Consider the following 25,765-nt stretch of genomic DNA (forward strand, 5'->3'; position numbering starts at 1 on the left):
GTATTGACCATAAAAGCGAAGAATATTTTCTAAACTGTCATCCCAAAATATAAAAAAACCGCTAAAGTATTATGCAACAAGTTGCAAAGCCAAAATAAGGATTCAGCATGACAACGACTAGCTATGCAAATATTTTAAAGCCTTTACATTTGGGTTTTACCACGATTAAAAACCGTGTCGTGATGGGGTCCATGCATAGTGGGCTGGAAGATCGTTTTTATAATTATCCTAAGCTTGCAGCTTATTTTGGTGAGCGTGCGAAAGGTGGTGTCGGCCTGATTATTACAGGCGGTATTTCGCCAAACCGTCAAGGTTGGCTGTTACCTGCTGGCGGTACCATGAATACGTTAGGTGATATCGCTCCGCATCGCTTGGTGACCCATGCCGTACATAAACATGGCGCCAAAATTTTAATGCAAATCTTGCATGCTGGGCGTTATGGCTATCAGCCTTTTGCAGTGTCAGCAAGTCCGATTAAATCTCCGATTTCACCGTTTAAACCGCGTCAATTAACGGACAAACAAATTCTTTCAACCATTGATGATTATGTCAAAACGGCAAGCCTTGCACATAAGGCCGGCTATGATGGTGTAGAAATTATGGGTTCAGAAGGCTACTTGCTGAATCAGTTTTTAAGCCGTCATGTCAACCAACGGACAGACCGTTGGGGTGGTGAAATTGAAAATCGTATGCGCCTTGCGGTTGATATTGTAAAATCAATACGTGCTGAAGTGGGTGAGAAATTTATTATCTGCTTCCGTTTGTCATTGCTTGATTTGGTTCATGATGGGAACACCATGGCAGAAGTCATTACTGTTGCTAAAGCATTGGAAGCAGCAGGTGTGACGTTATTGAACACGGGGATTGGTTGGCATGAAGCACGTATTCCGACAATTGTGACCTCAGTGCCTCGCGCAGCGTTTGTGGACTATACCGCTGAAGTCAAAAAACATGTTGCGATCCCTGTCATTGCGTCCAACCGTATCAATATGCCAGATACTGCTGAAGAAATTTTAGCTTCAGGCAAGGCGGATATGGTGCAGATGGCACGTCCATTCTTGGCAGATCCGTTTTGGGTAAATAAAACGGCGACCAACCGTGTCGATGAAATTAATACCTGTATTGCCTGTAACCAAGCCTGTTTAGATCATACTTTTAAAAATCAGCGTGCGACGTGTTTGGTCAACCCACGAGCGGCATATGAAACAGAATTGGTTTATTTAAAGACCAAAAAACCGAAGCGTATTGCAGTCGTCGGTGGTGGCGTTGCTGGGATGTCTGCTGCAACGGTAGCGGCAAGCCGAGGCCATGCGGTGACACTATTTGAAGCTGGTGCAGAGGTAGGTGGTCAATTTAATTTGGCGAAAGTCGTTCCGGGCAAAGAAGAATTTCACGAAACGATTCGCTACTTTAAAGTTCAAATCGAAAAAACAGGGGTTGATTTGCGTTTAAACACGCGTGTAAACCGTGAACAACTTGAACGTGAAGGGTTTGAGGAGGTTGTTATTGCAACAGGTGTGGTTCCTCGCAGCTTAAAAATTGAAGGTAGTGATGCACCGAATGTCTTATCTTATGCAGAAGTGCTGAAAGGCGCAGCTGTGGGCAATAAAGTTGCTGTGATTGGTGCAGGCGGCATTGGCTTTGATGTATCTGAATTTTTACTCAAACCACCACATCAGCCACAACCAATGCCTTTAGCGGATTGGCAGCGGGAGTGGGGTGTTGATCCGAATCCAAACTATGTAACAGAAGGCGGTATGCAGGCTGCTGAAATCGAACCTCCCGTTCGAGAAATTTATTTATTACAACGTAAAACAACTGCACTTGGTGCAGGGTTAGGTAAAACATCAGGTTGGGTGCACCGTGCACAATTAAAGAAAAATGCGGTTCGTATGCTGCGTGGTGTTCAATACAAGGCCATTACTGATGAAGGGCTTTGGGTTGAACATGCAGGGCATGATCAATTATTACGTGTAGATACGATTGTTGTTTGTGCAGGTCAGGAATCGGTGAAGCATTTGATGCCTGAACAGGGTGAGAAAACCCTTGCCAATTACCATATTATTGGTGGTGCAAAACTAGCAGCAGAGTTAGATGCGAAACGCGCAATACGTGAAGGTGCGGAGCTTGCGGCTAAACTTTAAGGATTTGGCGAAACAATATTCATTTGAAAGGTTTAGTTGTAATTTTTACTTGTCAGATGAATAAAACCTCCGTATTATGGCGCACATGGAAGCGTGGCAGAGCGGTTTAATGCACCGGTCTTGAAAACCGACGAGGGCGCGAGTCCTCCGTGAGTTCGAATCTCACCGCTTCCGCCAAATTCAAAAAAGCCCCTGTAGTGATACAGGGGCTTTTTTTTGTTTTAAATTTTAATTTGAGACGGCAATCTTATTCATTAGTATTTTTAAGGAATGTTAAAAATGAGTATCAGACTTAAAATTCAGGTCAGATATTAATCCAAGGATTGTCAAAGGTTGCATTAAAAGTAAGAGAAAAAATGATTATAGATTGATATTGTTGAATTTAATTTTTAATAGCCTAGTTATTTAAATCTTCCACTAACATTGGGCAGAGTTATGATCGCTTATTTTGAAAAAATATCAATTGTATTTTATTTGATCAAATGTTTAGAAGTGTCACGACCCCTTGGCAAGGGATAAAAAAGTGCTATATTGAAATCACAGTAGGTCATAACCAAGACGCTACTAATAGGTTGGACGGATCAATGACAGCTCGTTGAGTTTAGTAATATTTAAGATGTTTTTGAATATTACAGACAAGAAATCAGCACTAGCCTTCCAACATAGAGCCCGCAGCAATGCGGGCTTTTTAATGTCTTTCAAAATGTGAAAATATAGTGTTTTTGTCAAACAATAATTAAATAGTCAATCTATGTTATTGATATATATTTACTAAAGTAAAATAAGTTTACATTGCCATGAAATCTAACATTTACAAAGCAGGTTGTTGCGTAAAGGTGTGATATAAAAAATTCAATTATTAAAACAAGTAGAGACGTCACTATGACACAGATGATCGATATTAAAGTGAAGGACCAATTTAGTCAGGTTTATGAAGCACAAGCTTTGGTGCGTAATCCTTCAGAAGAAGATTCAAGAGCGCTATTTCATCGCATTGAACATATCATTATTGCAGGTGAAATCATCCTACCCAGTATCGAACTACTTTTTGAAAGTCAAAAATCGGACAGTATTTACAAGCTTTTAGAAGCTTAAATTGAATGAATAAAAAAACTCACCTTAATGGTGAGTTTTTTTATTTTTAGAGATTGAAATTTAAGCTGTTTGATCTGCTTTAAATTGATTCAAAATATAAGACAGTAACTGATAGCGTGTCATTGGGTTGCTAGAAGACAGTTCAACATCTTGTTTACGCACTTGGATTTCTTGAGTTAAAACCCCAGCTTGAAAACGTTGCACGATCATATGATCTTTTGATACATCATGATCGGTCAGCACCAGTTTTGGTCCAAGGTGCAGATGTCCAATCGCATCTAGACATTGTTCAAGGCTGCTATATAGGTTGAAAAGGATGAGTGCCTGATCATTAGAATAATTGGCTAAGTTCATTTTTATTATCCATGGTCAAAAATTATTGAGCAGGAATAGTGTATACGAATTGAGCAACATTAATCTGTATGGATTATTTTTCATTTAATGTCTGTCTAGGTGACTTTGGTTAAATCATTGAGACAGCTTAAATCTTTATGAAAAATAAGTTGGAATTCGCTTTAAATTAAAGAGGCTTGAATAGCAATGGGACATCATAACGGGCAAATTCCTCAATGATACTGTTTAAAACCAATTGAGCTTGAGGTTCCGCTGCTGTAAAGGTGAGTTCTTGGTTCGTTTGGCTGTTGAAGCATTCGACTTGTTCTATACGCCAAATTGTTTCAATGGCTGTATTTTGAATGACCACCCGTCGAGGCTGTAATTCATCACTAATTTTTCGTGGCATGACATAGGTAATGGCCAATTGAACATCGGGCAATTCGTCTGGTGAGGTTAAGAATGTAAACACCCAATTGCCAATTTTGCTGAGTTGCATTGGATTATCGAAAGAATCAAATTCTAAACAAAATTGTTGTGACATTGACATGCTCAAAGGCTGGGAGGTCGGTTTAATTCTTGCGATTTTTTACTGTTGATTGACATTAGGGGAAGGTCGTATAAAACAGCAGTTAAAACCTTAAAAGAAATAAGTAAATCAACAAAGTTAATATAATTCAATTTCTTATATTGATATGTTTGAAAAATAACTCACCTCATTAAGTTGTTTTTTGAATGAGAAGTGAGGAAAAGTCTCTAAGTTAAACCAGTTGTTGCAGATTTTTTAGACTGTAATTAATTTGCTGTAATGCATGTTGTAAGAGTTTAGGTTGAATATTGGATTCATTTAGACAGGTGATCCATTGCATCTGGCAGGCTTTTAATTCTGCAATGTCCGTGGCCTGTTGAATATTAAGCATTAATTTTTTTGCCATCAGCCCACAATAACGCTGTAAGTAACTGCACATAAAGCTCTGTAACTCATCAAAATCATGCTCGATGAAATCAATGATTTGTTCTGCTAATACAGGGTTGTTTGATGTTATGTTTTCAGGTATGGCTTGTGGGAGTTGATGGGGTGTAGAGCCCATCGCCTCCATTGGTAGGTTGTTCGTCAGTGCGTGCTGAGTCTGAGTCTGAGGAACTTCCATTGTAGGCATTGAAAGTTCATTAAAAGTCACATGTTCTTGCGCTGTGAAATCGGATGCAAGGCTAAAGGTATTGAGATCGGACGTATTGCTAGGCGCTTTTTTAGGAGTATTAAAAGCAGAAAAATCTGAGCTTTGAAGGCGTAGATGATCATGTGCTGTAATTGGCTGAATCAGCCCAAGTTCCATCAGTTGCTCGAGCAAGGACACTTCAGCAATCCGCTGCTGATAATGCACTGGCATTTGGTTAAAGTCATCACTACCAATTAAGAGTAGCAGACGACGTTGTCTAGCATTTAATGCGAGCTGTCGGTCTTTTAAAGTTTGAAAACCCAGCTCAGTTTTTTGATAGTTGAACATGCCTTAATTCCATAGCTCAAAAGAATTAAGGCAATCCTATGCAGTGATAATGACAGTAATATTAAGAAAATATTAAACAATCAATGATTTATAGAGTAATGACAGCAGAGTTTTCTAAAGCTTTGCGTAAATATGGGTCTAAGTCATCTTGACGTAATAGCCATTGCACATAGTCCGCAGGTAATTCTGCAATTGCGGTACCACGGTGTTTACCAAAATTAATACTGCGTGGAATGCGAGCATCTTCCGAAGCTTCGTATAATTCTTCGATGCTGTTGATTTTTAAGTGATGCACAATATGCATCAAAATATTGGCAGTTAAAATGATATCCATATCTGCGCGGTGAGCTTTACGGATCATTTCACGTGCTTTTTCACTGCCTTTGGTGATCATATATATCAAGGCAGAAATATTATGCGCTTCTGCATCAGGCCAAACTCGACGAGCAAGGGCAAGGGTACAAATGGCTTTAATTTTTGAACCATCTACACCGCATTTTTCGAGCGCTCGAATATCGTAGTCGATATTATGCCCAATGATATATGTCGTCTCTGATGGGAGTTCAAAACTGCTGTAGTGGGGCTGACCTTCAAGATCTGATTCTAAAATATGATGTACAGCCATTGCTGCAAAAGAAATTGCTTCATCACAACGATAAAGTTGATCAAAAATTTTAGATTTATCTAAGGTGATTTTGGCATCTGCCACCTGAATTGGAGCATAGGCAATCTCGATGGGTTGTCCATTTAGTGTATGGGTTTCTGTGTCGAGAATGATGGCTTGCATGTCCAGTTCCAGCATGTTGAATAATGTTTATGAATGTACATGATCACATCCACACTGACAAACCCATGCTGTGATTATTTGTAGGAATATTATGAAGATGGCTGCGCAGTGTTTAAATAATCTGCTTTTATCGCATCTGCCGAAATAAAACCTTTACAGCGGGATAAAGCTAAACCATCTTCTAAATCGACTTATTTTAAAGGCTTTTGCCCATCGTGATATCCAAAAATGTCGCTAAGTGGATTAAGCACTAGAGTATGTTCACGATCAATGGCATGGTGGTTTTTCGGCTTTACTTTTGTGCATATGATTGTGTAGTTGGCAGGGGGGGCAGCATTTTTGTTGATTTTACATTTTGCTTTAACCTCCGAAAAATAGCCCAATCTGTATCCAATGATCAGAAATATAAGTTTATCCATTTTTCTGAGATCGGGGTGGCTGATGTATTCGGATACTGTTGATTAATATCAAGTTAAAACAAAGTGTTAATTCAAGGTTATTTTAGTATATTAAAATAAGAGTAGTTGCTTAAAAATTAGGCTTGAACAAAAGTTTGTTCCATGTATTTAATGATTCATATTCAATGAAAAATTGACTTTAAAACAACAAACAAAATGATCATGGAATGAAAATGCTGCGTTTAACGGTTTTAGTCAGCAGTGCGCTATTTTTAGCAGCCTGCGGTAATGATAGTAATGACCAACAATTTAGTAACCCTGAAACAAATGCTGATCTCAATCAGATCAAAAATCCAGTGGTAACTACAACCGCCTATAGTCAAGACAATATGTCTGCTGTGAGTGCAGACAGCCGTTTGATGACCTATAAAATGCTAGGAGTAGATGGCAAAGTTGTTCAAGCCACAGCCTTAGTCTTTACCCCAAAAACTGTTGCTCCGGCAGGTGGTTGGAAAATTGTGGCTTGGGCACATGGAACGACCGGTGTGGCTGATAAATGCGCTCCGAGCCGACAAGGTTTGCAAGGCACTGAATATTTATTGCAAATGTTATTGGCAAAGGGTTATGTCGTTGTGGCACCCGATTATGAAGGATTAGGGGAACCTAGTGGACGTGAAAACCATCCTTATCTGAATCTAAAAAGTGAAGCCTTTTCGATTACCGATGCCGTTGTCGCTGCTCGAAGTTATTTAACCAGCCAAGGTAAAACGGTGTCGAAGGATTGGGTGTCAATCGGGCATTCTCAAGGTGGTCAAGCCGTGTTAGGTGCAGCTGAATTCGCATCGCGTGCTGACTTAAACTATAAGGGAACGATTGCCATAGCACCTGCAAATAATCTTGCGCTCATTCTTGACGCAGGCGAGAAGTTAGCGGAAGGTAAACCTGCAACTGTGCAAAGTATGATTTATGCACCTTTAGACAGTTTTACTGCGCAGATTATTGCGGGTATGCAAGGGCATAAAAACAGTGTGGATTATTCAAAAGTATTTAGTGGACATTTGGCTGCGATTGCACCTCAGGCTGAAACAGTGTGTTCAGGTGAGTTAACCAAGTTAATTCAAGATGACATGCTCAGTTATGCGAGTCAGACACGACTTTGGATAACTATGGACGCATGCAGTCTGATTTCTTAACTTTAAAGCCAATCCAAAACTTTATGAGTGAAGGTTCACAGCCTTTAACGACAGCGGTGAAAACGCCGATCATCATTTATCAAGGTAAAGCCGATCAGACCATTCCAGCAGATGCGACTAAATTTATGATTAGCCTTGCTAAGCCGGGAACATCGATTGACTACCGTGAGCAAGCGACAGCAGATCATATCAGTATTTATACCGATAATCTGGCAAATTTTGTGCAAGATGTAGAGACTCTCATGCCAAATCAATAAGTTGATTTGACTTAAATAGTGCTCGTGCAGATTCAACACGGGCATTATTTATTTAAAAACAGCACAAACTTCCCTCTCTTATTTCTAAAACTTCATGCTACAATACGCGCCAATCTTAGCACGGCTTAAAAGCCCTAATTTAATAGGACCTCGCTAATGTTTGCCAACACCTCTATTGCTCAATTTGACCCTGAATTAGCTCAAGCGATCTCGAATGAAGATGCTCGCCAAGAAGCGCACATTGAGTTAATCGCTTCAGAAAACTACTGTTCACCTGCAGTAATGGAAGCTCAAGGTTCAAAACTTACTAACAAATATGCAGAAGGCTACCCTGGTAAACGCTACTATGGCGGTTGCGAGTATGTAGACGTGATCGAACAATTGGCCATTGACCGTGCTAAAGAATTGTTTGGTGCTGATTATGCAAATGTTCAACCACACGCTGGCTCACAAGCAAACTCTGCAGTTTACCTTGCGCTACTTAACCCAGGCGATACAGTTTTAGGTATGAGCTTGGCTCACGGTGGTCACTTGACTCACGGTGCTAAAGTTAGTTTCTCTGGTAAAACTTACAACGCAATTCAATACGGTTTGAACCCAGAAACTGGCGAAATCGACTATGAAGAAGTTGAACGTTTAGCTGAAGAACACAAGCCAAAAATGATCGTGGCTGGTTTCTCTGCGTATAGCCAAGTTGTTGATTGGCAACGTTTCCGAGATATCGCGGACAAAGTTGGTGCTTACTTATTCGTAGATATGGCTCACGTAGCTGGTCTTGTTGCTGCTGGTGTTTACCCAAGCCCAGTACAAATTGCTGACGTAACTACAACGACTACACATAAAACACTTCGTGGTCCACGTTCTGGTTTAATCCTTGCGAAAGCAAATGAAGAAATCGAGAAAAAATTACAATCAGCTGTATTCCCAGGTAACCAAGGTGGTCCTTTAGTTCACGCTGTAGCGGCTAAAGCGATCTGCTTCAAAGAAGCAATGGCGCCTGAATATAAAGCTTACCAACAACAAGTTGTTAAGAATGCGCAAGCAATGGCTGAAGTATTAATCGCTCGTGGTTATGATGTTGTTTCTGGCGGTACTAAGAACCATTTGTTCTTATTATCTTTAATTAAACAAGACATTACTGGTAAAGATGCCGATGCTTGGTTAGGTGCTGCTCACATTACTGTGAACAAAAACTCAGTACCAAACGATCCACGTTCTCCATTCGTGACTTCTGGTATCCGTATCGGTACTCCTGCTGTAACAACACGTGGTTTTGGTGAAGCTGAAGTACGTGACCTTGCAGGCTGGATCGCTGACGTTCTAGACAGCAAAGGTGACGAAGCTGTGATTGCTGCAGTGAAAGAAAAAGTTGCTGCTGTTTGCGCTAAATTCCCAGTTTACGCAAAATAAAACAGACTTGAGAAAAGCCCCCTCAAGGGGGCTTTTTTTATGTCATCAGAAAAATTCAAAAGTTATCTAAACATTTATATTTCTGATATAACGGAATAAGAGATAACAAAAAATTTGCCCATCGCTATAGATCTGTTGGCAAGGTCGCAAAGGAACTTTATATGAAAAAACCCAATATTATTCTTTCAGAACAAGATTTACATCGCTTAGAAACCATGTTGGAGCATCAGTCTAAGTTGACGCCGACGATGGAGCATTTGGAAGATGAGATGGCGCGCGCTGAAGTGGTTGCTCCACAAGATGTCCCTGCCAATGTGGTGAGTATGAATGCCAAAGTTCTCATTAACATTGCACCTGCGACAGAAGCAACCGAAATTACACTGGTCTATCCACATGATTTTCGTGGCGATAAAGGTCAAGTCAATGTTTTGGCTCCAGTGGGCGCTGCCATTTTAGGTTTGGCTGAAGGGCAGGAAATAGAATGGCCGCAGCCTGATGGTCATACCATGAAAGTCAAAATCATTAAAGTGCTCTATCAACCTGAGCGTGAAGGGAATTATCTATAATTCCGCTGTGATATACAGATAAAATCCGCACACAAAGCCATCGATACCGATGGCTTTTTTATTTTTTCTTTATTGCATTTTTAGATATGAAATGTGTAAATGTTGTTAAGCAGATTTCATTACAACCATAGCAGTTTAACTTGGGAAAACTGTCAAATAATTGACAGAGTCATGGGCACGAAGTCGGCACACTTTATTTCAACAACACCATCGTTGCTTAATAATTTGAAGAATAAGGTAGAGCCCTATGACACAATTAGAATCGAATCATTACAATCCAGACTATCAATATCAGCATATTGAAGTAAAACCCGTAACCGGTCGTATTGGTGCCGAAATTTCTGGCATTCAGTTGTCTGGCAATTTAGACAAAAGCGTGGTCGATGAATTTAATCATGCACTATTAAAATATAAAGTTGTATTCGTGCGAGGACAGCAAGATCTCACTGATTTAGAACAAGAAGCCTTTGCACGACTTTTAGGTAATCCGTTGAATCACCCAAGTGTGCCACTCAAAGATGGTACAGCACATACGTTGTCAATTGACTCACGTGGTGGGCGCGCAGATTCGTGGCATACCGATATTACGTTTTTGCCCAATTATCCTAAAGCCACAATTTTAAGAAATGTAGTTGCACCTGAACATGGTGGCGATACAGTTTGGGCCAATACCGTGACGGCTTATGAAGATTTAAGTCCGGAGCTACAAAAGTTGGCGGAACAATTACGCGCTGTGCATAGCAACAGTTATGACTATGCGACGCCGAAAGGTCAGTACAATGAAGAAGGTCGCCATTTATTCCGTACCGCGGTAGAAGTGGAAACCGAGCATCCATTGGTGCGTGTACATCCTGAAACAGGTGAAAAAAGTTTGGTTTTGGGTCACTTCTTTAAACGCTTCAGTGGATATAGTCCGGCACAGTCACGTCGTTTATTTGAACTGTTTCAAGAGCAAATCGTGCAATGGGAAAATGTTGTGCGTTGGCGCTGGGCGGTTGGTGATGTTGCCATTTGGGACAATCGTGCAACGCAGCACCGTGCAATCAATGACTATGGTGATGAGTTACGTATCGCCTCACGTGTCACCATTGAGGGTGATGTACCTGTCGATGTAAATGGTCAGCCGAGTACGGTGTTGAAAAACATTCAAAACACCGACATTTCAAACTTGCGTTCTGAAGCTGGCCGTATTTATGAGAAAGCATCTTAAGTATTAGAGCGTCATTTAAAACAGCATAAAAACAGATAAATAATGCGAAAAACAATGGTTTTACATTTTTCAGCACTTGCCTAAGATCAATGAGATCTTAGGCATTTTTTTATAGACGTGAGCGATCAAAAGAACACAGCCCAACAGCATTTGTTGCAAATTTTGCGTAATGAAGACATCTTTCAGGGCTTTAGCGATCAGACTTTAGAACAGCTTGTGCAACAGGTGAAATATTCACGGTTTCATTCGCAGCAGCACATCTTAAAACAACAACAAATCGTGCAAGATATTTATATTTTGCTTTCAGGTACGCTACAAATTGGTTGGTTGCAAAATAATGGTGAATTGATTGTAAATGACTATATCCGTCGCCAGTCGGTATTTAATTTTGTCGCACTCTTACAACAAAAGCCTTTGAGTTATGATTATTTTGCTGCGACACATGTTGAGGTGGCGATCATTTCTGGAACAAGGTTTTTAGCGGTTTTACAGCGTGATCCACAGGCGCTTTGGAATGTCGTGCAATCTCTCAGTCGACGTATGTATTTGATGTTTGAGCATAATCGTTATTTGAGAACGGCAACGCTAGAGCAGCGCATCGCAAGACATTTGATTCGACTCTATGAACAATATGGATGTCGGCAGGAAATTCCCCTGAAACTCAGTCAGCAGGAATTTGCAGAGTCATTTAATATTTCACGGCAAACCTTGAATAAACATTTACAGCAATTTGTCCAAACACAAGTGATCGCGTGGAATTATGGACAAATCGTGATCTTGAATCTTGGGCGTTTAAGGCGAATGAGTGAACTTGATGAATAACTAGATTTAAAATTTGACGAGAAGCCATTATCGCAAATGGCTTCATTAACCTTATCTAGATTAGTGCTTACTGATTTTATCCAAATATCCCATCATAAAAGCAGAAAAAACAAAGGTTAAATGCATGATGATGTACCACATGATTTTGTCATTGGGGATGTTTTTCGCATCCATAAAAATACGCAATAAATGAATCGAAGAAATTGCCACGATTGACGCTGCAACTTTAAGTTTTAATGAATTGGCATCCATGGTGCCGAGCCAGTTCAATCGATTGGTCGATTCATTTATTTTCAGTTGGGAAACAAAGTTTTCATAGCCTGAAAACATCACCATTACAATCAGTCCGCCCACCATAGTCATATCGACCAAAGAGAGGATGACTAAAATCAGGTCAGCTTCTGAATATTCTAAAATATGGGGAAGGACATGAATGACTTCTTGGAAAAATTTAATCGCGAGCAGTAGCAGTGCAAAGGATAAACCAAAGTACACGGGAGCCAGAATCCAACGTGCTGCATACATTGTGTTATGGAAAAAACGTTCCATTTAAGCCTCTAAAATATTGATTTAATATTTGGTTCTAAAGTATATGGATTAAATTTTACGATAATTTTGATAATAATTCATGTAGAGTCAGTTGTTTAATTTAAATCTAGATTGAATCTTTGGGTATCTTAAGCTTGAATTCATCTGTGTAGGTCATCATATCCATTCAAATGATGCCGTATGGCTGCTTAGGCGGATCTATATGCAACGGTTGAATTTAATGACGAAATTTGACCGATGAAATAGATGTATTTTTTGCAAAATACTACAAGACTTTTATGGCAAAACTTGTAGTATAAAAATGATTTTATTGAGTTTAATTGGCTATGTCACAAATTGATGTATTGGTGCCGTTAAAGGATATTACGGTAGATCGGGCGGAAGTGCTTTCGATTAAGCGGAATGACCTTGTGCCATTACTGACCGATCAATATCGTCTAAATCATTATGCAGATCAATTAATTCAAGCACAGTCGGTGCTACTAGACGGTGTTGACCCTCAGTTGACGAAGCAACTCAGTCAAACCATTGAACAGTTGATTCAAGCCTTAGCCAATTCAAAAAAATATTTAAAAACACGCAAATTTAATGCCTTGCAAAAATGGTTAGGCATTGATTTGGAGTATGGCTCAGGACAAGTTGAATATTATAAAAATCTGGATCAATTACTTGATCGGGCAAATCATCTGAGCCAAAAACTACAATTAGAAATTCAAAAGTCCCAAGCACGTTTTAATCAACTACAAGGCTTACGTGAGCAAATGGCACGCTATATCGTCGCGGCTGAAGAATTTTTGCTGGAATACCCACAGTTTGTTAAAAATCAGCATCCGCTTGATAACTTTGCAGAACGCTTATCGAAAAAGGTGAATACGTTGCAAACCTTACAAGCCAGTAATGATATTGCAATTACACAAATGCAGCTTTCTCAGCAGCTTTCTTTTGGTTTATTAGATCGATATAAGGAAGCTCAGCAAGTGTTGATTCCGGCATGGCAATATCATGTGAAACAAAGTCGTCAAAGTAACTCGACAAGTTCATTGGAAAAGCTTGATAATAGCCGTGAAAATTTGATTAAAACTTTAAAAAAATCATTAGAGAATTCCTCTAAGTCTTAGAAATATAAGGTGAGTTATGACCGATTTAGATGCCAAAAATTTACCCGTTGAAGTAAGTAAAGAATTGACTGAAGAAAAGTTTCAGCAACTCAATTTACAGGAAATTGGCTTACAAACTTCCGATTTTCACGAAGTCGAAGCTGCACGTAAGGAATTGGCAGATTTAAGTCATAATAGTGTTGCCGAATATGGTAAAAACATTGCCACCAAGACGTCGACCTATACCGATGAATTATTAAATTTGGTGCAAAATAAAGATCTGGATGCGACAGGTCAAAAGCTCAATCAGGTGGTACAAGTCGCACAGCAATTGAATACCACGAGCATTTTAAATAAATCGAAAAGCTCAGGATTTTTTGGTGGTTTACTGAGTAAATTTAAAGGTGCCAAGCAAAGTTTTGATCAGCACTTTAATACCACTAAAGAGCAAATTGATGCTTTAGTTAAAGAAATTGAAACTTCGCAAAATGGCTTAAAAGCGCGTGTAAATACCTTAGATAAAATGTTTGAAGGCGTACAAGACGAATATAAACAATTAGGTGTGTATATCGCCGCAGGTAAGTTGAAAGAGCAAGAAATTCAACAGGAAATTGCAAGCTTAACCACTCAAGTTCAAGATCAAACCACTACGCAAAAAATCTATGACCTCAATCATTTGGCAAATAATCTTGAAAAACGTGTGAGTGATTTACAGATCTTGCAACAGTCTGCGATGCAGACCTTGCCGATGATTCGCATTATTCAATCCAACAATTTGATGTTGGTTGATAAATTTTATGCTATTAAAAATATCACCTTACCGGCTTGGAAAAACCAAATTAGCTTGGCGATTTCATTGCAGGAACAAAAGAACAGCGTGCAATTGGCAAATAGCATTGATGATGCGACCAATGACCTGTTAAAACGCAATGCAGATTTGTTGCATCAAAACTCTGTCGATACAGCGAAAGCCAATCAGCGTTCAGTGATTGATATTGACACACTTGAACATGTGCAAAATACCCTCATTAAAACCGTTAATGATGTGATTCAAATTCAGAAAGAAGGTGTACAAAAGCGTGAAGAAGCGACGACACGTATTCGTGCCTTACAAAATAATTTGAATCATTTAGTAATTGAATCGAGTGGTTCAAACCCTTCTTCATAAGCTGTGAGGGAGGTGAAAATATAATCTGAAGGAGTATGTCTTTGCCTCCCATTGATGAATATGCGCTAAATCCGCAGCAACTGAAAACAGGGCTTCAAACCATTAAGAAGCGTCAACGCAATTTGACGTTATTGACCTTAACCAGTGTTTCAGTACTGATCGTTTCGGCTGTGATGTTGTTTATTCAGCATGATATGGTTTATAGCTTTTTTGGCCTAAGTTCTAGCGTACAGCAACTGCATATCCCTGTTAGTGCAGGTGATTTGGCATATCAACTCGGTGAGTCCTCCGACTATTTTTCAAATTTTTTATCCTTTATTGGTTGGTTATTTCTCAAACTCATCGTTTCATTTATTGGCGCATTTTTCTTGGTTGGTTTTCTAAAAAAATTTCAATTTTTTAGAATTCGATTCCAATCTTTTGTATTGAAATTTGTCGGCTGGATTTTATCGTTTATTGTACTTTGGTCAGGCTTAACCTATGTGCAATATGACCTTAATCATGATGATCGTGCAGCAGATCAAAGATTGGTACATTATGAAAAAAATATTCAGGAAAGCCAGCTGGCTTTCGAAATGGAAGATGCACAATTGGCAAAACCCGTGCAAGCCTATTTACTTGCACAAGCTGCTTTGATGCATAAGCCTGTAGATCGTGCGACAGCAATTCCTTTGGTGCAATCCTTAATCAATACCGAGCAACAAAATCCAGCAAAATTCCGTGAATACGGTTTTCAGCCTGAACAGCTCTGGGCGATGCAAAATCAGCTATTTGATAAAACCATGACACCGATGGCGCAAAGCGTGGAAAAACAAGTTCAGCAAGCCAATGTAGTAGAAGTTGTTGTACGTTGGGTGTTGATCGTCGTGATAGTACTCACGCTGGTTTTGAGCTTAATTTTGTATCTGCTTTCTCAGCAGTTCAAATCACGGATTATTCGAATTGAGCAGGGACTTCATTAACAGGCATATTTTCTTTTTAGATAACTGCATTGCTCAGAATAAAAATCCCCATCACATTGTATGGGGATTTTTATTCTTAGGTAGATTAACTTGCGCGATGAAAAAGTTGTCGGAGTTCCTGTGTAGAAAAAGTCTGATCATTCACTTCGCCATCCACAAGGTAAAAAGGAATGGGGTGCTGTCCCTTTGATTTTACATATTGTGTAATTTCATGCTGACGGTCTGCAATATCTTAATGTTGAATTGAGCGCAGTACTTTTGAGCCATCTAAACCAATGCCTTCAATGATGCTTTTTAAAACCTGAATATCAGCAATATTTTGACCGTGTGCAAATAATGCATGGAATAAGGCTTGAGTCAGGGCATATTGATCCAGAATATTGTCCAAGGCCAATATAGCTTGATGAGCCAGTTGACTGTTTGGCATACGTTTCATGTACTCAATATTGACAATCACATCTTCGCTATAAGCGGCGAACTTCGTCATTTCGAGTTTTCGCTTTGCTGCACTCGCACCATACTTATCGGTTAAATACTGCAGCACATCTAAGCCTTGTTCAGGAATTTCAGGAACGCGTTGAATCGGCAATAGCTCTACACGGGTTGCTGTATGTTCATTCCAGTTTTGTTTTAACTTTTGAAATGCGACATAACTCATGGGATAAACAATATCAAAGACAAATTCAATTTTCATTATTCTGCTCACTGTTGATTTTATACTTGTAGATCGATGGCTGATTGATGCAAGGGATTGATTGTGGCTTTATTGATGGAACTCAAAAGCAGTCAAATCATCTGATATTTCCTTTGATTTAAAGCCGACTTGCTGAAATGAAACTTAAAGCTTTATAAAGATTTTGTAATTGATCAGGTCGTGCGTATGTCTTGCATAGGCTTGGTGTAATTTCAATAAAAAAGAAAAAAATGAGGGATTTATCACGATATATGTGTACGAAGTAAATCAATTTAATGTTATTATACGTATATATATTTATGATTTAGAAAGAAATTTAATCATTTGATTTGTAAAATCGATTAATTTTATAAAAACAAACCGTTTCACCTATTTAATGGTTTGTTCTATCATTCTCTCATCAAATAAATTTACTCCTCTGGAGACGTTAGCAATGTTAGATCAAAATACTTCTGCTCAATTAAAAACCTTACTTGAACGCCTTGAAGGCCCGATTGAAATCGTCGCGACTTTAAACGGCACTGACAAATCAGACAAAATTAAAGAATTGGTAACTGAAGTTGCTGCCTTATCTGATTTAGTGACTGCACGTTTTGACGGTAACAACAGCCGTGCGCCAAGCTTTGGTATTGCAAAAGCAGGTGAAACACCACGTGTATTCTTCGCAGGTCTACCGATGGGCCACGAATTCACTTCTTTGATTTTGGCATTGTTACAAACCTCTGGTTATGCACCGAAAGTTTCTGACGAAGTACTGAATACCATTAAAGGTTTAGGTCTTAAAACTGACTTTGATGTGTTCGTATCACTCAGCTGCCATAACTGTCCTGACGTGGTTCAAGCCTTGAACCTAATTGCGATCTATAACCCGGGTACAACTGCAACCATGATTGATGGTGCATTCTTCCAAGAAGAAGTGGAAGAACGCAAAATCATGGCTGTGCCGATGGTCTTCCAAGACGGCAACCATATCGGTCAAGGTCGTATGACCTTGGAAGAAATCATTGCCAAATTAGACACCAACTCTGCCGCAAAAGATGCTGAAAAGCTAAATGCTAAAGATGCCTTTGATGTCCTTGTGATTGGTGGTGGCCCTGCGGGTAATACCTCTGCAATCTATGCAGCACGTAAAGGCATTAAAACAGGTATCGTGGCTGAACGCATGGGCGGTCAGGTCATGGATACGATGGACATTGAAAACTTCACGTCGATTCAAAAGACTCAAGGTCCTAAGTTTGCTGCTGAAATGGAAGCACATGTACGTGAGTACGGTGTGGACATTATGAACTTGCAACGTGTATCTGACATCAAAGGTGCAGATCAAACTGCCAATGGTCTAGTTGAAGTGACTTTAGAGAATGGTGCAAAACTTGAATCTAAAACAGTGATTCTTTCAACAGGTGCACGCTGGAGAGAGATGAATGTTCCGGGTGAACAAGAATACCGTACACGTGGTGTTGCATACTGCCCACACTGTGACGGTCCATTGTTTAAAGGTAAACGTGTTGCGGTGATCGGTGGTGGTAACTCAGGTGTAGAAGCGGCGATTGACCTTGCAGGTATTGTTGAACATGTAACGCTTGTTGAGTTTGATACCAAGCTTCGTGCTGACCAAGTCCTTCAAGACAAGTTAAACAGCTTGCCGAATACGACTGTGATCATGAATGCATTGTCTACAGAAGTAGTTGGTGATGGTTCACAAGTGACTGCACTGAACTACAAAGACCGTGCAACAGATGAAATCAAAACGATTGAATTGGCAGGTATCTTCGTACAAATCGGTTTGTTACCAAATACTGATTTCTTAAAAGAAACAGCGGTTGAACTTTCAAACCGTGGTGAGATCGTAATTAACGAGCGTAACGAAACCAATGTCAAAGGTGTATTTGCTGCAGGTGACTGTACAACAGTACCGTACAAACAAATCATCATTGCAACAGGTGAAGGCGCGAAAGCTTCATTGTCTGCTTTTGATTACATCATCCGTTCGGGTCAATAAAAGAAAGGCCAGTGTGTTTCGAGAAACACGCTGGCCGCGCTGAATGTTGTCATTTGAATATTATTTTTCTTAATATTCTCGTTTTACAGGAACTTTGGATGCTAACACCGGAGTTCCTTTTTTTGTCTGCAAAATTAGGATTCAAAAATGTCCCCACACATTTTGAATCCTATTCGTTGCCCAGCTATTTTTGTTTTACAACCTTATTTTTATACTTTCCCCAAGGTTGTTTCTCTATAAAATATAAAGCGGAGTATGCAATTAATATACCAATCACATCACGAATTTAAGATTTAAATAAATTCAAACCTTTAAACTTCTCCATTAACTGCTCATCTGTCTCCATGTATTCAGGATGAGGCACAATGCACTCAATCGGACAAACTGAAACACAAGTTTGGTGCGCATAGAAACCGACGCATTCAGTACAACGTGCGACATCGATTTCATAAATCTTTGAGCCTTCATAAATGGCATCATTGGGACATTCAGGTAGACACATGTCACAATTGATGCATTTGTCTGTAATCAACAAAGCCATAAAGTAAACTCAAGCCTGATAAGCTAAAGTTGAAGCCGAAATATCCACTGTCGAATTGGGTAAGTTACGAATCAGTAAGGCGTATCGCATATCCACATCGGCAGGTACAGGAATATCCACGATATGACCTGAACCTTTGGCATCGTCAATTAGATTACCTTTTTTATCTTTCATTTCAGTTAAAACGAAGGTGATGTTGCCTGAAGTGGTCATCAGTTCTAAAGAATCACCTACAACAAAACGGTTTTTCACTTCGATTTTAAGAGAGTCACCATTGCGTTCTAAGACTTCACCTACAAACTGTTGATGATCAAAACGTGAAGAGCCGGTTTCATAGTTTTGATATTCACTATGAACATGGCGGCGTAAAAAACCTTCGGTATAACCACGGTTCGCAAGACCTTCAAGTTGTGACATGAGAGCTGGGTCAAATGGTTTACCAGAAAGGGCATCATCGATGGCTTTACGATAAATTTGAGCGGTACGCGCACAGTAGAAGTAAGACTTGGTACGGCCTTCAATTTTTAAAGAATGAATGCCCATTTTGGTTAAACGGTCTACATGCTGTACAGCACGCAAGTCTTTTGAGTTCATGAAATAAGTGCCATGTTCATCTTCTTCGGCAGCAAACATGTCTTCTTCATTGCGTTGTAATAAAACCGGCTCGCCGAATTGGTGTTGTTCTAGGGCGTGTTGCTCATCGGCATTTTTATTATTGCAGCATGATGATTCTTTAATTTGTGTGACTGGAATAACATCACCAGTTTCATCTTCAACTGCATCGTGAATTTTATAATCCCATCGGCATGCATTGGTACATGCACCTTGGTTTGCATCACGTTTATTCATATAGCCAGAAAGTAAGCAACGACCGGAGTAAGCCATACATAATGCACCATGTACGAAAACTTCAATTTCCATATCAGGTACATTGTGTTTAATTTCTTCAATTTCTTCGATTGATAATTCACGTGACAGAATGACACGTGTCAGTCCCATATTTTTCCAAAATTTAACCGTTGCCCAGTTCACCGCATTGGCTTGTACAGACAAATGAATGGACACTTCTGGAAAATGTTCACGCACCATCATGATCAGACCAGGGTCAGACATGATCAGTGCATCAGGATTCATGGCAACCACAGGTTCAAGGTCACGGATGAAATTTTTCAGTTTTGAGTTATGCGGTTGGATGTTTACCACCACATAAAACTTTTTACCTAAGGCATGAGCTTCTTCAATGCCAATTTTTAAATTGTCATGGTCGAAAGCATTGTTGCGTACACGTAAGCTATATCGCGGCTGACCTGCATACACGGCATCTGCGCCGTAAGCAAAAGCGTAGCGCATATTTTTCAATGAGCCAGCAGGTGAGAGGAGTTCGGTTACGTGTTGAATCGTCATGTCAATAAAGGCATAAAAAATTTATGGCTTTATTGTAGTGATCTAAAAAAAGGATTCAACCAAGTATTTTAGTTGGGTTTTCAAGATATTCCGTTTTCCAAATGTTTTAAAATTTGGCAATCATTGATTTGGCTGGTTTCATTACAACTGGCACGGAGCTTACTTAACTGTATTTTAAAATTTTCTAATTCTTTAATTTTTTCAGAAACTTGACGAATGTGATTGTCAATTAATTCATTCACGGCATGACAGCTTTGTGTAGGTGATTGCTCAAGTTCAAGCAGGGTTTGAATCTCGGTGAGAGAAATATCGAGGTTTCGACAGCGCTTAATAAAAACCAAACGTTTGTACATTTCTTCATCATAATAGCGATAATTGTTGTCTGCGCGGAAGCTAGGTTTCAGCAGTTTTTTCTTTTCATAAAAGCGAATACTGTCAATGCTTACCCCAGATTTGGTGGACAATTCTTTAATCAAATAATGTTTTTGTACGTTCATGCTTGACCTTGGAGTGAGTCCATAGTTTTGAATAAGAGTAATACAAATCCATTGATTTTAAAATTGGAGCACATTTATGGCATGTACATGTAGTCATGAGCCAGCACCAAACAAACCCAACAGTAAATTTCGTATCGCACTTTGGATTGCCTTAATCATTAACGCCATGATGTTTTTGGTGGAGGTGATTGGTGGGGCTTATGCACATTCTTCTGCGCTTTGGGCGGACTCGCTGGATTTCTTTGGTGATGCTGTAAATTATGGGGTTTCATTAGCCGTGCTTGGCGCCAGTTTATATTGGCGTGCAACAGTCGCCTTGGTGAAAGGTTTTGTCATGACAGCGTTTGGGATCGTTGTGATTGCCAAAGTGCTCTATGCTTATGCCAATGGGATCGCTCCTGAACCGATCACCATGGGTATAATTGGTATCTTAGCTTTAGTCGCTAATGTCATCTGTGCATACGTCTTATATGCCTTCCGTGAAGGTGACTCCAATATGCAATCCGTTTGGCTATGTAGCCGTAATGATGCGATTGGTAATGTCGCAGTGATCTTGGCTGCAGTCGGGGTGTTTGGTACAGGCAGTCTATGGCCAGATTTGATCGTGGCCGCAATCATGGCGATCTTAGGTTTAACGGGTGGTTATCAGGTGATTCGAAAAGCACTGCAAGAGCGTAAGCAAAAAGATATTCTGAGTACCCATTGCTCTTAAAATACTTACTCTTAAATCCACCGTTAATGGCATTCATTTTATCCATGTTTTTAACGCAGATGAATAGTCGTTAAATCGCTAGTTGAAATTAAAATAGCCGTCAGTTTTATACGAAATTTTCCTGACTGCTAATTCGATAAATCATCTGAAATCAGACTGTATTTAATGGGGTGCTCAGGTTTTATCTACAGACTCCCATTAAGTTATGCTTTACAATAGCGCGCGAAAATCATGTTTAAAAATTAGGTTTTCTACCTTAAAAGCTTTATGTTTAGGCTCCATTGGTGCATCAGGTAAATTAAATGTCGAAAAAGCAAGACATCATTAACGTTGCGCTCCAACTCTTCAATTCTTATAGCTATAACTCGATTGGTATAGATCGAATTATTGGGGAATCGGGCGTTGCTAAAATGACGTTTTATAAATATTTCCCCTCTAAAGCCAAATTAATTGAAGAATGTCTCGTGATTCGAAATCTTAATTTACAGGAATCACTTGAAGCTGCTATTGCAGAATGTGATCCAGAAGACCATCTTTCACATATTAAAACCATTTTTGCTTGGTACGATGCTTGGTTTCATACTGCAGATTTCAATGGTTGTATGTTTCAAAAAGCAGTAGAAGAAATATCTAAAGTTTATCCGTCTTCATTGCAACCTGCGATTGACTATAAAGAGTGGCTCAAATCAAAATTAAGTACTGCCTTACAAAATCTGGGCATTCAGCAAACTGAACAACTCGCTGCATTTCTGAGTAGTATTTTGGATGGCATGACCATCCAAGCCCAAATTGACCCCAACCAAGTGCATTTAGCAGAGTATTGGAAGCGAGTTGAAACCTTAATTCGTTTGGAATTGGCTGCTTAAAAATTTGTTTGTAGGCATCTAGGTTTTAAATCTAGCGACGACTTATTTGTATTGATTAACCATCAATTTTTTTCACATGACTTAAGATTCTAAGAAAATAAAAAGCGCGATTATTTGGGGTAATCGCGCTTTGCTGACAATTGTGCGTTCAAATCATTCACTTTGTTAGCTTAAGTCAATGATTTGATTTTCGAACGTTTTATACGTTTTCTCTCATTTATATTTTTACCCTCTGAATGCTAAATTCATTCGGTTTTTGCAGCAAAATAGACAGACTTGTCTGTTTTTTTTGAATTATAGGGGATCTTAGGTGAATTACAAGACAGGAAAGAAAGGGTTGTGTGTTTTTTAATCTGACTTGAGTTTAAATTAATCTACTATTTTTAAAGATAATATTAAAAAATTAATCACTAAGCTCGGTGCTAATTAGACGATAAACTATTTTTACACTTGTGTGAATGACGTTGCTTGTTGGATGCAAGTGCATGGTCTAAGACCATTTGGTGAATATTTTATATGCAAGAAGTATTTAGTGAGTGGGTTCTCAGCTTTTTAGTTTTAAGTGAATTTTTGAATCGTGGATTTTACATAACGAAACATCTTCTATGGTTTTAAGCATTAAGTTTATTGATGAATTTGACTAAACTAGCAGCAAAATTATTTCCATGATTACAATTTAGAATTTTTATTATGTTAGGCAAAATATTTGCTGTATTAGAACAATTGGGTCTATCCGCCCAAAAACGTGCCATTCATGTGCAATTTTCCAACCCTGCGTTGAATGACGAGCTTTTTATTCAACGTATTGATGGGGAGCATGTCTTAAACCAAGGCGTGCAAGCGACTTTGATTTGCCTATCTACGAATGCACTTATTCCATTAAAACAATTTATTGGCGCACAAGTCGCCGTTGATCAAGTGACCGATCAGGGCGAACTCTTCCGTACCACGGGTATTATTACCGAAGCCACCCAAGGGCAGAGTGACGGTTCACTCACCCTATATAAACTCACTCTAGAAGACGCAACGTCGCTATGGCATAAACGCCGCAACAGTCGTGTGTTTATGAACAAATCGGTGCGCGATGTCAGTGAAACTCTCTTTAAAGAATGGCAAAGCAAAAGTCCGCTCTTTGCTGCCAGTCTAACGCTAGATCTAAGCGGTTTAAGTCAGAACTATGATGTACGACCTTTCATCATGCAGTCGAATGAAAGCGATTATGACTTTTTAACGCGACTTTGGCGCAGTGAAGGCATTAACTGGCTCATCGATGAAGCACAGTTGAAAGTGCCGCATTCCTCAGCCCAAATTGAAAAACAAAAACTCCGCCTGATTGATGACAATAGCCAATATCAAGCACTCAGCCGTCGTAGTATCCGCTTTCATCGCTCTAGCGCCACTGAAAAACAAGACAGCATCACCAGCTTGATTGGTGAACGTAGCATTCAGCCGACTGCGGTACACGTACAGCGCTGGCAAGCTGATGGACTCAGCCAAGAAGAAGGCGCAGGCTCAGTTCAAAGCAAACATCAGCATAGCCAAAGCCAAGACAATGCCAGCTTAAGTTTGGAACAAGCATGGCATATCAGCCCTGCATGGATGCAAGACTTAAAAGGTGAAGACCAAGCCACCGCCTCATCCAATAGTCAGATTGAAAAACTGAATCAAAATCTAACACGCTTTCATGAGCTGCAATCTAAAAAATTCAATGCACAATCGACCGTGCGTGATACACAAGTGGGTTATTGGTTTGAACTGAATGAACACCCTGAAATCGATCAACACAGTGGTGCAGACAAACAATTTTTAATCACAGAAAAGAAATTCTATAACCAAAATAACTTACCCAAAGACCTTACTGAACAAGTCAATCAACTGATTGAACAAAGTCAGTGGAACATTAAACCCATCCATGAACAGGCCGAGCGTCAGGCCAATCAGCTCACATTACAACGCCGCAATATTGCGACTGTTCCTGAATATAACCCACTCGAACACCGTCCAAGCACCCATCCGCAACGTGCTAAAGTCGTTGGACCAAGCGGTGAGGAAATACATGTCGATGAATGGGGACGAATCAAAGTCCGCTTCTTATTTACCCGTGGAGATGACCACAGCCATGATGGCGGTGCAGGCAGCAATGACAATGACACGGACTCTGCATGGGTAGATGTACTGACTCCATGGGCAGGTGAAGGTTATGGAGCACGATTCTTACCGCGCATTAATGAAATCGTGGTCATCGATTTCTTTGACGGCAATATCGACCGACCATTTGTGGTGGGGCGTATACATGAGGCACAGCGCAGTCCGACCCAATTTGATGGTAAAGGCAAACTGCCAGACACCAAAAAACTGGCTGGAATAAAAAGTAAGGAAGTCCAAGGTGAAGGCTTTGGACAACTGCGCTTTGATGACACCACAGGACAAATCTCAACACAATTACAAAGTACCCATGGTGCCACCCAGCTCAACCTAGGGAACCTCAGTCATCCCAAAGAAACCGCAGAAAGTGAGGGAAGAGGCGAAGGCTTTGAACTGAGAACCGACCAATGGGGCGCAGTGCGTGCAGGACAAGGGCTCCTTGTCAGCACACACCCACAACAACAAGCAGCAGCAATGCACCTCGATGCACAAGCGGCGAAAGAACAAATCGAAGCCAACTTAAACAGCAGCAAAGCCTTAAGTGAAGTGGCGAAAAAACAGCAAACTGACCCACTTGAAGTCTTAGATAACCTGAAAAACTTCCTTGGACAAATTGAAAAAGGCAGTAAAGAAAAAGCTGATGCCTTTAAACAAGCCTTAATGATTTTATCTGCACCAAACTCAATTGCTGTGAGTAGTCAGGAAGATATTCATCTTTCAGCCGATGGACAGATCAGCCAAAGTGCAGGCGATAGCATCAATCTCAGCAGTCAAAAATCCTTGATTGCCCATGCACAAAGCAAGATCAGTCTATTTGCAGCACAAGAGGGATTACGAGCTTATGCAGGCAAAGGCAAAGTTGAAATCCAAGCCCAAGGAGATGGGGTTGATTTGATTGCACGAAAGGGTATTCAAATTATTTCAACGGAAGAAAATGTTGATATAAAAAGTCCAAAGGAAATTATTCTTACCGCTGGTGGATCACAACTTAAAATTACCAGTGCAGGAATATTTCCAACAACTGCAGCGAAATTTGAGGTAAAGGCGGGGCAGCATAAGTTTGTGGGCGGACAACAAGTTAATTACAGTTTACCCGCATTAGGGGATCTAAAGAACTTTTTAGAGCTGAATTATCATTGGCCTGATTTGGAACCTATGAAAAATGCACCTTATCTTGTAATTTTTGAAAGTGGTCAAGAGTTTAAAGGTCATTTGGATGATAAAGGCTTCGCAAAAATTCCTAATATTCCCCTCAATGAATCTTATACAGTCTGGTATGGAGAAGATCAACGCGAAGTTGAAATTGAAGTTCTGGAAGATAATGCATTAGAAACTTTTACTGCTCAAGATGAGATCGAGCTTGAAGAATTATTAAAAGATTGGGATTTAGAAGACTAAATAGGTTTTT

General features: G+C 39.7%; 22 protein-coding genes, 1 tRNA gene and 1 pseudogene. 15 read left to right on the forward strand and 9 right to left on the reverse strand.

Annotation, left to right across the window (positions count from 1 at the left end; translation table 11 throughout):
* The first annotated feature begins 107 nt into the window (after positions 1-107).
* The 3 genes from FTV38_RS00940 (at position 108) to FTV38_RS00950 (ending at position 3,239) form a co-directional block, all read left to right on the forward strand.
* Entirely contained in the window at positions 108-2,144 is a 2,037-nt protein-coding gene (locus FTV38_RS00940; protein ID WP_180020798.1) for an NADPH-dependent 2,4-dienoyl-CoA reductase, read from the forward strand.
* A gap of 87 nt (positions 2,145-2,231) precedes the next feature.
* Positions 2,232-2,321 (forward strand) — tRNA-Ser (locus tag FTV38_RS00945).
* Positions 2,322-3,026: 705 nt separating this feature from the next.
* On the forward strand, positions 3,027-3,239 hold the full coding sequence (locus tag FTV38_RS00950; protein WP_078189132.1) for a hypothetical protein: 213 nt from the start codon (positions 3,027-3,029) through the stop codon (positions 3,237-3,239).
* Positions 3,240-3,299: 60 nt separating this feature from the next.
* On the opposite strand, the gene FTV38_RS00955 is transcribed toward FTV38_RS00950, so the two are convergent.
* From FTV38_RS00955 to FTV38_RS00970, 4 genes are all read right to left on the reverse strand, one after another.
* The gene (locus FTV38_RS00955; protein ID WP_111885765.1) at positions 3,300-3,593 is read right to left on the reverse strand and encodes a hypothetical protein; all 294 of its coding nucleotides are present in this window, start codon (positions 3,591-3,593) and stop codon (positions 3,300-3,302) included.
* Positions 3,594-3,759: 166 nt separating this feature from the next.
* On the reverse strand, positions 3,760-4,116 hold the full coding sequence (locus FTV38_RS00960) for a hypothetical protein (RefSeq protein ID WP_180020800.1): 357 nt from the start codon (positions 4,114-4,116) through the stop codon (positions 3,760-3,762).
* A gap of 217 nt (positions 4,117-4,333) precedes the next feature.
* Positions 4,334-5,080, reverse strand: a complete 747-nt coding sequence (locus FTV38_RS00965) for a hypothetical protein (protein WP_180020802.1) — start codon at positions 5,078-5,080, stop codon at positions 4,334-4,336.
* A gap of 88 nt (positions 5,081-5,168) precedes the next feature.
* Entirely contained in the window at positions 5,169-5,867 is a 699-nt protein-coding gene (locus FTV38_RS00970) for a 3'-5' exonuclease (protein ID WP_168379387.1), read from the reverse strand.
* A 625-nt stretch (positions 5,868-6,492) separates the two neighbouring features.
* Between FTV38_RS00970 and FTV38_RS00975 the strand changes: the two are divergent.
* The 5 genes and pseudogenes from FTV38_RS00975 (at position 6,493) to FTV38_RS00995 (ending at position 11,723) form a co-directional block, all read left to right on the forward strand.
* Positions 6,493-7,715, forward strand: a pseudogene (locus tag FTV38_RS00975) (alpha/beta fold hydrolase).
* 156 nt (positions 7,716-7,871) lie between these two features.
* Positions 7,872-9,125 (forward strand): serine hydroxymethyltransferase, encoded by a 1,254-nt coding sequence (gene glyA / locus FTV38_RS00980; RefSeq protein WP_180004205.1) that lies wholly within the window; start codon positions 7,872-7,874, stop codon positions 9,123-9,125.
* A 161-nt stretch (positions 9,126-9,286) separates the two neighbouring features.
* Complete coding sequence (rnk, locus tag FTV38_RS00985; protein WP_078192900.1) at positions 9,287-9,691, forward strand: nucleoside diphosphate kinase regulator; 405 nt, start codon at positions 9,287-9,289, stop codon at positions 9,689-9,691.
* Positions 9,692-9,938: 247 nt separating this feature from the next.
* Positions 9,939-10,901, forward strand: a complete 963-nt coding sequence (locus FTV38_RS00990) for a TauD/TfdA family dioxygenase (RefSeq protein WP_180020804.1) — start codon at positions 9,939-9,941, stop codon at positions 10,899-10,901.
* Between the two features lie 117 nt (positions 10,902-11,018).
* Positions 11,019-11,723 (forward strand): Crp/Fnr family transcriptional regulator, encoded by a 705-nt coding sequence (locus FTV38_RS00995; RefSeq protein WP_180020806.1) that lies wholly within the window; start codon positions 11,019-11,021, stop codon positions 11,721-11,723.
* 60 nt (positions 11,724-11,783) lie between these two features.
* On the opposite strand, the gene FTV38_RS01000 is transcribed toward FTV38_RS00995, so the two are convergent.
* Positions 11,784-12,272, reverse strand: a complete 489-nt coding sequence (locus FTV38_RS01000; protein WP_078189122.1) for a TIGR00645 family protein — start codon at positions 12,270-12,272, stop codon at positions 11,784-11,786.
* 326 nt (positions 12,273-12,598) lie between these two features.
* On the opposite strand from FTV38_RS01000, the gene FTV38_RS01005 reads away from it, so the two are divergent.
* Genes FTV38_RS01005 through FTV38_RS01015 form a run of 3 tightly spaced genes read left to right on the forward strand, consistent with a single transcriptional unit; the run spans position 12,599 to position 15,499 of the window.
* The gene (locus FTV38_RS01005; protein WP_078189121.1) at positions 12,599-13,390 is read left to right on the forward strand and encodes a tellurium resistance protein; all 792 of its coding nucleotides are present in this window, start codon (positions 12,599-12,601) and stop codon (positions 13,388-13,390) included.
* 16 nt (positions 13,391-13,406) lie between these two features.
* Positions 13,407-14,537 (forward strand): toxic anion resistance protein, encoded by a 1,131-nt coding sequence (locus FTV38_RS01010; protein ID WP_180009477.1) that lies wholly within the window; start codon positions 13,407-13,409, stop codon positions 14,535-14,537.
* Positions 14,538-14,578: 41 nt separating this feature from the next.
* The gene (locus FTV38_RS01015) at positions 14,579-15,499 is read left to right on the forward strand and encodes a hypothetical protein (protein ID WP_180020935.1); all 921 of its coding nucleotides are present in this window, start codon (positions 14,579-14,581) and stop codon (positions 15,497-15,499) included.
* A 232-nt stretch (positions 15,500-15,731) separates the two neighbouring features.
* Here the strand turns inward: FTV38_RS01015 and FTV38_RS01020 are convergent, their stop codons facing one another.
* Complete coding sequence (locus FTV38_RS01020; protein WP_257228618.1) at positions 15,732-16,193, reverse strand: DsbA family protein; 462 nt, start codon at positions 16,191-16,193, stop codon at positions 15,732-15,734.
* Positions 16,194-16,626: 433 nt separating this feature from the next.
* On the opposite strand from FTV38_RS01020, the gene ahpF reads away from it, so the two are divergent.
* On the forward strand, positions 16,627-18,192 hold the full coding sequence (gene ahpF / locus FTV38_RS01025; protein WP_180020809.1) for an alkyl hydroperoxide reductase subunit F: 1,566 nt from the start codon (positions 16,627-16,629) through the stop codon (positions 18,190-18,192).
* Between the two features lie 286 nt (positions 18,193-18,478).
* Here the strand turns inward: ahpF and FTV38_RS01030 are convergent, their stop codons facing one another.
* The 3 genes from FTV38_RS01030 to FTV38_RS01040 form a co-directional block, all read right to left on the reverse strand.
* Positions 18,479-18,733, reverse strand: coding sequence for a YfhL family 4Fe-4S dicluster ferredoxin (locus tag FTV38_RS01030; protein ID WP_168379317.1), 255 nt, complete (start codon positions 18,731-18,733; stop codon positions 18,479-18,481).
* Between the two features lie 9 nt (positions 18,734-18,742).
* Positions 18,743-20,137, reverse strand: coding sequence for a tRNA 5-hydroxyuridine modification protein YegQ (gene yegQ, locus FTV38_RS01035; protein ID WP_180010889.1), 1,395 nt, complete (start codon positions 20,135-20,137; stop codon positions 18,743-18,745).
* 80 nt (positions 20,138-20,217) lie between these two features.
* Positions 20,218-20,634 carry a Cd(II)/Pb(II)-responsive transcriptional regulator gene (locus FTV38_RS01040; RefSeq protein WP_168379319.1) on the reverse strand — a complete coding sequence of 139 codons (417 nt, stop codon included), beginning with the start codon at positions 20,632-20,634 and terminating at the stop codon, positions 20,218-20,220.
* A gap of 76 nt (positions 20,635-20,710) precedes the next feature.
* Here FTV38_RS01040 and FTV38_RS01045 point away from each other — a divergent pair, with 76 nt between their 5' ends.
* The 3 genes from FTV38_RS01045 (at position 20,711) to FTV38_RS01055 (ending at position 25,755) form a co-directional block, all read left to right on the forward strand.
* On the forward strand, positions 20,711-21,346 hold the full coding sequence (locus tag FTV38_RS01045) for a cation transporter (protein ID WP_180020811.1): 636 nt from the start codon (positions 20,711-20,713) through the stop codon (positions 21,344-21,346).
* 302 nt (positions 21,347-21,648) lie between these two features.
* Complete coding sequence (locus FTV38_RS01050) at positions 21,649-22,212, forward strand: TetR/AcrR family transcriptional regulator (RefSeq protein WP_180020813.1); 564 nt, start codon at positions 21,649-21,651, stop codon at positions 22,210-22,212.
* A gap of 690 nt (positions 22,213-22,902) precedes the next feature.
* Positions 22,903-25,755, forward strand: coding sequence for a type VI secretion system Vgr family protein (locus tag FTV38_RS01055; RefSeq protein ID WP_180020815.1), 2,853 nt, complete (start codon positions 22,903-22,905; stop codon positions 25,753-25,755).
* Positions 25,756-25,765: the final 10 nt, after the last annotated feature.

Source organism: Acinetobacter sp. YH16044, assembly GCF_013417145.1.
Lineage (GTDB): Bacteria > Pseudomonadota > Gammaproteobacteria > Pseudomonadales > Moraxellaceae > Acinetobacter > Acinetobacter amyesii.